The 10,708-nt window shown below is 46.9% G+C and carries 7 protein-coding genes and 2 pseudogenes; 8 read left to right on the top strand and 1 reads right to left on the bottom strand.

Translation table 11 applies throughout. The features are described 5' to 3' along the window. The 4 genes from NDA02_RS27465 to NDA02_RS27450 all read left to right on the top strand — a co-directional run. Positions 1–6,735: PAS domain S-box protein (locus tag NDA02_RS27465; protein ID WP_348256273.1), on the top strand; the 6,735-nt coding region annotated here is incomplete at its 5' end. A 35-nt stretch (positions 6,736–6,770) separates the two neighbouring features. Then, positions 6,771–7,139 carry a four helix bundle protein gene (locus NDA02_RS27460; protein WP_348256272.1) on the top strand — a complete coding sequence of 123 codons (369 nt, stop codon included), beginning with the start codon at positions 6,771–6,773 and terminating at the stop codon, positions 7,137–7,139. Next, positions 7,136–7,789, top strand: a complete 654-nt coding sequence (locus NDA02_RS27455) for a response regulator transcription factor (protein ID WP_348256271.1) — start codon at positions 7,136–7,138, stop codon at positions 7,787–7,789. The genes NDA02_RS27460 and NDA02_RS27455 overlap by 4 nt, the downstream gene beginning before the upstream one ends. Before the next feature lie 242 nt (positions 7,790–8,031). Continuing rightward, positions 8,032–8,712, top strand: coding sequence for an isochorismatase family protein (locus NDA02_RS27450; protein ID WP_348250071.1), 681 nt, complete (start codon positions 8,032–8,034; stop codon positions 8,710–8,712). A 60-nt stretch (positions 8,713–8,772) separates the two neighbouring features. Here NDA02_RS27450 and NDA02_RS27445 read toward each other — a convergent pair whose 3' ends face one another. Next, positions 8,773–8,907, bottom strand: a complete 135-nt coding sequence (locus tag NDA02_RS27445; protein WP_348250070.1) for a hypothetical protein — start codon at positions 8,905–8,907, stop codon at positions 8,773–8,775. Positions 8,908–9,031: 124 nt separating this feature from the next. Between NDA02_RS27445 and NDA02_RS27440 the strand changes: the two are divergent. The 4 genes and pseudogenes from NDA02_RS27440 to NDA02_RS27425 all read left to right on the top strand — a co-directional run. Continuing rightward, a pseudogene (locus NDA02_RS27440) lies at positions 9,032–9,244 on the top strand (LuxR C-terminal-related transcriptional regulator); the annotation flags it as partial. A gap of 218 nt (positions 9,245–9,462) precedes the next feature. Continuing rightward, positions 9,463–10,020 (top strand): DsbA family protein, encoded by a 558-nt coding sequence (locus tag NDA02_RS27435; protein WP_348256270.1) that lies wholly within the window; start codon positions 9,463–9,465, stop codon positions 10,018–10,020. A 102-nt stretch (positions 10,021–10,122) separates the two neighbouring features. Continuing rightward, entirely contained in the window at positions 10,123–10,479 is a 357-nt protein-coding gene (locus NDA02_RS27430) for an AraC family transcriptional regulator (protein ID WP_348256269.1), read from the top strand. 41 nt (positions 10,480–10,520) lie between these two features. Continuing rightward, positions 10,521–10,708 (top strand): annotated as a pseudogene (locus NDA02_RS27425) (CPBP family intramembrane glutamate endopeptidase); the annotation flags it as partial.

The raw sequence follows: 10,708 nt of genomic DNA, 5'->3' as shown, positions 1-10,708 counted from the left end.
ATCCATGCGGCTCATGTCATCCATAAAGACATTAATCCTGGCAACATTGTCTTTAATCCGAGGACTGGCGTGGTCAAAATCATTGATTTTGGCATTGCCACTCGCTTCAGTCGCACCAATCCCACATTCAAAAGTCTCCATCTTCTAGAAGGAACCCCCGCCTATTTGTCGCCAGAGCAAACCGGACGAATGAACCGGATGCTCGACTATCGCACCGACTTTTATTCACTGGGTGCAACCTTCTACGAACTGTTGACGGGACAATTGCCGTTTCCCACTAGTGATCTCCTAGAGCTAGTCCACTGCCACATTGCCAGACCGCCGGCTCCCCCGCATGAATTGAACGCAACGATTCCCCAACCTGTTTCAGATCTGATTTTGAAACTGATGGCAAAGAATGCGGAGGATCGCTATCAAAGTGCTTGGGGCATCAAAGCAGATTTAGAACGCTGTGCCCAGCAACTGGCAGAAGTGGGTTTAATTGAACCTATGCCATTGGGTCTGCAAGATGTTTCTGAGCAGTTCCGCATTCCTCAAAAACTATATGGGCGAGAAGCGAAGATTGCAGCATTATTGGCGGCGTTTGACAGAGTGGCAGGGAATGAGGGAGTAGGGGAATGGGGAAGTGGGGGAGCAGAAGAAGACATTCCCCTACTACCGCATCGTGAAATGATGCTGGTCTCCGGTTATGCTGGCATCGGCAAAACGGCATTGGTGCAGGAACTCCATAAACCGGTCACAGCAAACCAAGGCTATTTCATCTCTGGCAAATTTGACCAATTTGGGCGCAATATTCCCTACAGCGCCATTGTGAATGCCTTGCAGAAGTTAGTGCAGCAACTCTTGAGCAAACCGGATGAGCAGATGGAAGTATGGCGATCGCGCCTGCTCACTGCTCTGGGCAGCAGCGGACAAATCATCATTGATGTCATCCCCGAAGTTGAGTTAATCATTGGCAAGCAGTCGCCTACACCCAAAGTTGGAGCAACAGAAGCACAGAATCGCTTCAATCTCACGTTTCAAAAATTTGTGCGGGCGTTTTGTGCAAAAGAGCATCCCCTAGTCATTTTCTTAGACGATCTACAGTGGATCGATTCTGCGACTTTGAAGTTAATCGAACTCATCTTACTTGATGAGCAAATCCAGTATCTGTTTTTGATCGGAGCCTACCGAGATAACGAACTGACTCCAACGCATCCGTTGGTCTTAACGCTAGAGAGCATGCGAAACCAGGGAGCAGTACTTCAGGAAATCACCCTGACCCCCTTAACGCTGGAACCGTTGACTCAACTGGTGGCTGAGACATTACATCACAATCCTGATACCGTTCGTTCCTTAGCCCAAGTCGTGTTGTGCAAAACCGAGGGCAACCCTTTCTTTGTTGGTGAATTTTTGAAGCTGCTGCATAGCGAAAACCTGTTGACCTTTGATGCCCAACAGTTGAGTTGGCAGTGGAATTTAACTGAGATTGAAGCTCAAGATATCACGGATAATGTGGTGGAGCTGCTGCTGCGTCAGTTGCAGAAATTGCCGGAAGCAACACAGCAAATTCTCTCCATCGCTGCTTGTGTTGGGTCGGAGTTTGATTTAGAAACGTTGGCGTTTAGCGCAGAGCGCAACTCCGAAGGAACCGTTTGCGAAAAATCACCGAAAGCAGTTTTCCAGGATTTATTAGAAGCAATACAAGCAGGATTAATTCAACCTCTGTCTGACTTGGACGAAGATTTGTTGGTTCAAGAGTATAAGTTTCTGCACGATCGCGTGCAGCAAGCGGCTTATGCTTTGATTGATGAATCGCAGAAACAGGTTGTGCATCTCCAAATCGGTGGCAATTTGCTCGAAAAAACTTCTCCAGAGCAACGCTCCGAGCGGCTGTTTGAAATCATCGATCATCTCAATCAAGGACTTGAGCTAGTCACTGCTCGATCAGAACGAACTGAAATTGCCAGATTGAACTTAAGGGCAGGTCAGAAAGCAAAGGCAGCAACGGCTTATGAAGCAGCTTTTAAGTATTTCACTATAGGGCTTAAACTCCTCAATTCAGAGAGTTGGCAGAGTGAGTATTATCTCACCTTAGCGCTGTACTCAGAAGCAGCAGAAGCGGCGTATCTCCAGGGTCACTTTGATGAGATGGAACAGTTGGTAGAAGTGGTACTCGCTCGTGCCAAAACAGTGGTTGACAAAGTGCAGGTTTACGATAGCAGAATTCAAGGATATTTGTCGCAGGGCAACTTGAAAGAAGTACTTAAAATTGGATTGCAAGTGTTGAAGCTCTTGGGAGTAATCTTACCAGAAAATCCAAGTGAGTTAGATGTTCGAGGCGGATTGGAGGAAACGGCTGCACGATTAGCTGAACGAGAAATTGAAGACTTGGTTAATTTACCAGAGATGACTGCACCAGAACCGCTAGCAGCAATGTCAATCCTAGGGAGTATAGGGGCTGCTGCATTCATAGTATCACCAGCACTATTCATGCTGATTACTTGCAAAACGGTAAATTTATCAATCAACTACGGTAATGCTATCTGGTCACCACTGTATTATACTGCCTACGGATTTGTTCTATGTGGAGTTGTTCAAGACATTGAACTCGGCTATAAATTTGGTCAATTGGCTCTTAGCTTAGCGGAACAATTGAATACCAAAAAAGGCAAGGCTAGAGCATTACAGTTATTTAGTGGCAATGTTATGCAATGGAAAGTACATCTTAAGGAGACGATACCACTGCTGATTGAGGCTTATCAGGAAGGAGTGGAAACCGGAGACTTTGAAATCGCTGCTTATGCTGCCTATAACGTATGCTATAACTCGTTTTCTGCTGGCGAGGAACTCACCCAACTGGAACAAAAAACAGCAACCTATAGCAAAGCGATCAATCAAATCAGACGGGAAAGCCCCTCGATTTGGATTGCAATACTGTGGCAGACCATTCTTAATCTGTTAGATAGGTCTGAGAATCCCAGTCGCTTAGTTGGCCGGGTGTGTAATGAAGAGGAGGCGTTATCACACGCCCTTGCAGTTAAAGATGGAACTGCAATTCAAATGCTATATCTGTACAAAGTCATACTATTTTATCTATTTGAAGAATATCATCAAGCTGTACAGACTGCTATTTTGGCAAGGAAACATTTTGAAGAGGTGTCAGCAATAGCGGTTCTACCTATATTCTGTTTCTATCATTCTCTAGCGCTTTTGAGCCTATCGCTCGATGCTTCAAATTCTGAAAAAGTAGCTTGGCTAAACTGTGTTAACACCAACCAAGAAAAGATGCAGAAATGGGCAGAACACGCCCCAATGAATTATCTACATGAATTTTATCTAGTCGAGGCAGAGAAAGCACGAGTCTTAGGGCAGTTCTTTGAGGCTGAGGAACTTTATGAACGAGCGATCGCAGGTGCTGCTGAAAATGAGTATATCCAGGAAGAAGCATTAGCTTATGAATTAGCAGCAAAACATTATCTGGCGCGAGGTCGGGAAAAGATTGCTCAGACCTACATGAAAGAGGCGCATTATTGCTACGATCGCTGGGGCGCAACCACTAAAGTTAAAGACTTAGAAACTCGCTATCCACAGTTCTTTTGTCAGTCGTCTAGAGCCGCTTCCACATCAATTCCTATTACTGCTGAAACTATCACTAATCCCTCCCATACTGCTTTCGATTTAGCAGCAGTGATGAAAGCTTCACAGGTGATTTCTCGTGAAATTGAACTGAACCAACTGCTGCGATCACTGATGCAAACTTTAATTGAGAATGCTGGCGCACAAACCGGATATCTGATTTTAGAAAACTCAGGAGAATGGTCGATTGAAGCGGCTTGTGAACTCAATACCGATGAGAATGCTTGTGCGACTCAGGTGTTACAGTCTATCCCAATTGCCGATCAATTGCCAGAATCAATCATTCAATATGTGATTCGGACTCTGAAGTCTGTCACCTTAAATGATGCGACTCGTGAAGGTGCTTTTGTTAATGAGCCATACATTCAACAGAACCAGCCTCAATCTGTTTTCTGTTTGCCGCTGCTGAATCAAGCCAAGCTGGTCGGTGTATTGTATTTAGAAAATCGGTTAGCAACTGGAGTATTTACACCAGAGCGATCGCAGGTCTTGCAGCTATTATCGACTCAAGCAGCGATCGCCATCGAAAATGCCAACCTTTACTCAGAACTGCAGGCTAAGGAAAGCAAGATCACCCAGTTCCTCGAAGCGATTCCGGTGGGAATTGCGATCGTGGATGCGACGGGTTGCCCTTACTATACCAACCAATGCGGCAATCAACTCCTGGGCAAAGAAACTGATACTTCCATAGCACCGGAGCAGATCTCAGAGGCTTATCAGCTTTATGTAGCGGGAACGGATCAAATCTATCCAGCGGAAAGCTTGCCTGCTGTGCGGGCATTGAGGGGCGAACGCATCAGGATTGAAGATATAGAAATTCGTCGAGATCATGTCTCAATTCTAGTTGAGGCGCGGGGAACACCAGTTTTTGATCAACAGGGTAATATCACTCATGCGATCGCTACCTTTCAGGACATTACAGAGCGCAAACAAGCCGAGAAACTCCTAGCCGACTACAACTGCACTTTAGAGCAACAGGTCGCAGAACGAACTGCTGCGTTACGACAAAGTGAAGCCAATTACCGCAACCTGCTACAAACCGCGAATTCCGTCATCATTTGCTATGACACGCAAGGACGAATTCGATACATCAATGATTATGGGGTAAAACTTCTTGGCTATGAAGAACATCAGATTGTAGGGCGAACCTTATTTGAAACTATCATTCCAGACATCGAAACATCTGGACGCGATGTTAAACCATTTGTTCACGATTTACTTCGTAATCCTCAATCGTACCCGCAAGGCGAGAGTGAAAACCTGTGTCGAGACGGTCGGCGAGTTTGGATGGCCTGGTCGAATCAAGCCATCTTCAATGACCAGGGAGAGGTCGTTGAAATCTTATCGGTTGGCAATGACACCACCCAGCGTAAACAAGCAGAAGAGGCTTTACAACGCAGTGAAGCCAAGTTCCGAGCTATCTTTGAAAACTCGCAGGTTGGCATCTACCGAACCCGCCTCTCGGATGGATTAATTCTCAATGCCAATCAACGCTTTGCCAATCTGTATGGCTTTGATTCACCAGAAGAAATCATTGGGCTGGAACACACCATCGACTATTTTGTAAATCCCAGCGATCGCCAAAAAGCCATTGAGGTGATGAAGCGGGATGGGGAAGTGCGAAACTTTGAAGCCCAGATGCGAAAACGAGATGGGACATTGTTCTGGGGACTTTCCTCTGCTTATCTGAATGCAGACGATGGCTACCTCGAAGGGGTGACTGCGGATATTAGCGATCGCAAACGAGCAGAAGCCGCTCTACAAATAAGTGAAGAACGACTACGCTTGGCATTAACCGCGTCAAATCAAGGACTCTACGATCTCAACATCAAAACTGAAGAAGTTGTGGTTAGCCCAGGATACCCTTTAATGCTGGGCTACGATCCAGCAACATTTCATGTAACCATATCTAGGTGGATTGAGAGTTTGCATCCTGACGATAGAGAATCAGTGCTTGCAGCTTACCATGCTAGTCTTACTGGAGAAGTCCCCAGCTATCAAGCAGAGTATCGCCATCGTACCCAGGATGGTCAGTGGAAATGGGTTTTTGCTGTTGGCAACGTTGTTGCCTGGAATGAATTCGGTGAACCCATCCGAGCGTTGGGAGTTGTTACGGATATCAACGATCGCAAGCAAGCAGAAGCAGCCCTACAAGTCTCAGAGTCAAAGCTACGGACTCTAATTGAGGCAATTCCCGATCCATTGTTTGTATTCTCTGCTGAAGGGCGATTCCTTGAAATAATGGTACTGGAACGAAATCTGCTATGGCAACCCTTTGAGGAGATGATTGGTAAAACTATGCATCAACTCGGAAGGGAAGAAGCTGATGAGTTTCTAGGTTATATTCAGCAGGTACTGAGAACCCAACAAATCCTCACGGTCGAGTATGGTGCGTTTCTAAATGGACGAGAAATGTGGTTTTCGGCTCGCATTGCCCCAATCAGCCACGATCAGGTGATTTGGCTGGTGCGAGATATTACGGCGCAGAAGCAAGCAGAAGAAGCCTCAATTTTAGAGGAGCGCAACCGCATGGCACGCGAAATTCACGACACACTCGCTCAGGCGTTTACAGGCATTCTGGCTCAGGTGGGAGCGGCAAAACAGGTGCTAACGGATGATGTAGAAGCAACTCAGGCACACCTAGACCTGATCAAAGAATTGGCACGAACTGGACTGACTGAAGCGCGGCGATCGGTTGTCGCGCTCCGTCCTCAGCTTTTGGAGGAGGGCAGTTTACAGAGCGCTCTACATCGTCTCGTCGCTCAAATCAGAGCTGCCGCAATGGATACCACTCTACATTATGAGATTGAGGGTGCAGTGTATTCTCTACCCACTGAAGTCGAGAATAACTTACTACGGATGGGGCAGGAAGCATTAACCAATGCGATTAAACATGCCAATGCTGACGAAATTCGAGTGGAGCTAGTCTACGAGCATGATCAGTTTTTGTTGCGCGTGAGAGACAATGGACAGGGCTTTGGAGTTGGAAGTATGCCAGCCTCTGAGGGTTTTGGCTTACTCGGCATGAGCGAACGGGCAGAGCGCATCGGCGCACAACTGACGATTAGGAGTCAACCTGGGCAGGGAACAGAGATTGTGGTGGTGGTTGGGGTGTAGGGTGTGGGGTGTAAGTGGGGTGTGGGATGTAGGGTATGGGTAGGTTAGAGAGTTATCGGGATTTGGAGGTTTGGAGAGTGGCAATGCGATTGGCAAAGGAAGTTTACCAAGCAACAGAAGTGATGCCTAAGCATGAAATTTATGGATTAACTTCGCAAATTCGTAGAGCTTGTGTTTCTGTGCCTGCCAATATTGCTGAGGGATATGGACGAAACCATCGTAAGGAATACATCCAGTTTCTTGGTATTGCCAATGGAAGTCTCAAAGAACTGGAAACTCTGCTGCTTCTTGCTAATAACTTGAATTACATTGATGACATTACTGAACTAATGAATTTATGTGACAGTACAGGACGCTTACTGAATCGTCTACGTCAAAGCCTTCAAAGGGGAATAGACAATTGACACATCTCACACCCCACACCCCACACCCCACACCCCCAATTCGGGTTCTGATTGCGGATGATCACGCCATTTTTCGGCAAGGATTAGCCACGATTATTAACCGTGACCCTGATATGCAGGTGATTGCCCAAGCCGAAAATGGGGAACAGGCGATCGCGCTATTTGGGGAACACCAACCGGATGTCACACTCATGGATCTGCGAATGCCGGAAGTAGGAGGAGTTGCCGCCATCGGCGTAATTTGTGCTGCTGCTAAATCCGCTCGGATTATTGTACTAACCACATATGATAGTGACGAAGATATTTATCGGGGATTGCAGGCAGGCGCAAAAGGATATCTATTGAAAGAAACTGAACCGGACGAGCTTCTGAATGCCATTCGTACCGTTCATCGGGGGCAGAAGTACATTCCGCCCGATGTGGGAGCAAAGTTGGTACAGCACCTCAGCAATCCAGAACTGAGTGAACGAGAACTGGCGGTACTCCGTTCACTCGCACAGGGGATGAGTAATGCCGATATTGCGACTGCTTTGAGCATCGGTGAAGGTACTGTCAAATCTCATGTCAATCGAATTTTGAATAAATTAGATGTTAGCGATCGCACTCAAGCTGTGATTGTTGCTGTTAAACGCGGCATTGTGAATTTGTAGGATGTACTTTCGATCGAATTCGGATTCTAACTTAAGTTAGAGCCAGCCTTATACTTTGCGATCGCATAGTTACTCTATCAATTTGTACTGTAAAAGCGTTAACTCACTATAGACGACGGCTTGAAAGCGATCTCCTATATTGAACTTATTCCGAAAGAAGCTGAGTACTAGAACTGGACACGCTCCAGATAGCTAGGAAAAAACGACATTGATTGAATTTGAATCAAAAAGGAGACAAACCCATGAGCAACACCATCGACACAATGATCGATCCCAATGACAGCGTGCTGCTGCTGATTGATCATCAGAGCGGACTCTTCCAACTTGTGCGTGACATCGATATCTCAGTCCTCCGCTCCAATGTCACAGCGCTCGCCAAGATTTCCCAAATCGCCAAGATTCCGACCTTCACGACTGCTTCGGTACCCGATGGTCCCAATGGTCCTCTGATTCCCGAAATCCACCAGCACAATCCTGAGGCGGTTTACATTCCGCGCACAGGACAGATTAACGCTTGGGATAACCCAGCTTGGGTAGATGCTATCGAGAAGACCGGGCGAAAGACTCTCCTCATCGCCGGAACTCTCACCAGCACCTGCATGGCGTTTCCGACGTTGAGCGCACTGGCCGCCGGTTACAAGGTCTTCACGATTATTGACGCTTCCGGCAACTGGAGCCAGATGGCGACCGACCTCACTCTGGCCCGCGTCGTCCAGGCGGGAGCCATGCCCATCGACACTTACGCAGTAATCAGCGAACTCATGAACACGTGGAACCGTCCGGACGCAATGGAGTTTGTCACTGTCGCAGTTGACCACATCGTGCCGACTTACCGCGCCCTGATGGAGAGCTATGACAAAGCTCAATCTGTGCAACGAGATGGACGGGAAACCAAGCTCGACCGGCAAATGGCACCTGTGTAAAAGCACCTAATTGCAACGCGCACACAAAAAATACAAAAAGGGAAGGTGAGGAGTTGGTTATCAATTCCTCGCCCCGCATTCCCGATAAGAGTGTCCGTAACACTCTAGCAAGCAGGCTAATCCGGTCGAGGCAGGTGTTTCTCCTGCCCCTCCTACAACCCCACCCATCATGCGGAGCCGCAATGGGCGGCTCATGAAGATGTGCAAACAACCTTGATCAACTAAACGTATCCTCGAACTTTCATCTAAAGTTTTCAGCTCGATGAAATTTCTGTTCTTCAAGTTATGAGTTAGCCATTCCCGTATACGTTGTATGATACAGCGAATGAGCAATCCAGAACTGAGTGAACGAGAACTGGCGGTACTCCGTTCACTCGCACAGGGGATGAGTAACGCTGATGTTGCGGTTGCTTTGAGCATCGGTGAAGGTACTGTTAAATCGCATGTCAATCGAATTTTGAATAAGCTAGATGTCAGCGATCGCACCCAAGCAGTAATTGTTGCCGTTAAACGCGGCATTGTGAATTTGTAGGATGTACTTTCGATCGAATTCGGATTCTAACTTAAGTTAGAGCCAGCCTTCTACTCCGCGATGGCATGGTTACTCTATCAATTTGCACTGTAAAAAATTTAACTTGCTATAGGCGACAGCTTGAAGGCGACCACCTATATTGAATTTATGCAAACAGTCATGCAAATGGATCGAGCAAGTAAATTGCACGGTTCCATGCTTGATACAGATGTAAAAAGATGAGCGACGATCGTAGCCACAGTTCTTTACTTGTACCACCTTCAACTCAAGATTGGATTCAAGGTATTCTGAGTGCCAAGGTAGTGCTGGTGATGTACGGAGACTATCAATGCCCTAGAAGTGCGGACGTTTACAAGCTGATTAAAGCGATCAAACGAGAGCTTAGTGCTGCTTTTGGAGATGATTATTTATGCTTCATCTTCCGTCATTTTCCACAAACACAGATTTATCCCCATGCTCAACGGGCAGCCCAAGTCGCCGTTGCCGCCGCCGCCCAAGGACAGTTTTGGTTAATGAGCGATACTTTATTTGACCACCAACAAAGGTTGGAGAACGGTTATCTTGTCGAGTACGCCAATGATTTAGGGCTTGACATTCCTCAATTTCTCAAAGAGTTGTCTAAACAAGTGCATGTCGATCGCATCAATGAAGATATCGAAGGCGGAATACAGAGCGGAGTAACGACTGCCCCAGCCCTATTTATCAATAACATTCGGTATACCGGACACTGGAAAATAACAGAGTTGACGTCAGCCATCGTCGCTGCAAGTCACTAAGCTCTATTCATATCTGACTTGTTTGTTAGTGCTAGTAAGTGATCGAATGCGCGATCGCTAGCTTTTGCCTGTTTTATTGAACAAATTGCCAATTTTTGAACCATGCTAACAACTACAAGGTTAACCACTGAATTCAAGCACAAAGGCTTAACGCGCACCCAATTGCAACAAGTACTCAACTACATTCATACTCACCTCGATCGAGACTTGTCACTAGCTGAACTTGCAGACGTGATCAACATTAGTCCGACCTATTTTGCGAGTTTGTTCAAACAAGCGATCGAGATTTCTCCACACCAGTATGTGATTCAACAGCGAGTGGAACAAGCGAAATTGATGCTGTCGAAAACGGATTTGGCGATTGCAGACATTGCTTTACAAGTCGGCTTCTCCAGCCAAAGCCATCTGACACAACAACTCAAGCGCCTGACCGGAATGACCCCAAAACAGATTCGCTAACGTCCAAGCACTACATACACGCACGAGTCAAGGAGACAAAGATGAGGATTAACGCAATCAAAGGAAGGCAGGGACTTAAAACGGAAGTGCAAGATGCGACTTACGTAGAGGCCGCCCGGTGGGGTAAGTATCGGGGGTGGCGGTATGTTCTGGGTCTAGTGGTCATTCTCTTTGCGTGGCTGGTGGTCGGGACTGGTGCCAGCGTACTCGTCGCGATCGCGTTTAGCGG

Source organism: Leptolyngbya sp. ST-U4, from assembly GCF_039962215.1.
Classification (GTDB): domain Bacteria; phylum Cyanobacteriota; class Cyanobacteriia; order Elainellales; family Elainellaceae; genus Leptolyngbya_A.
This window is presented reverse-complemented; position numbering and strand designations above follow the sequence as displayed.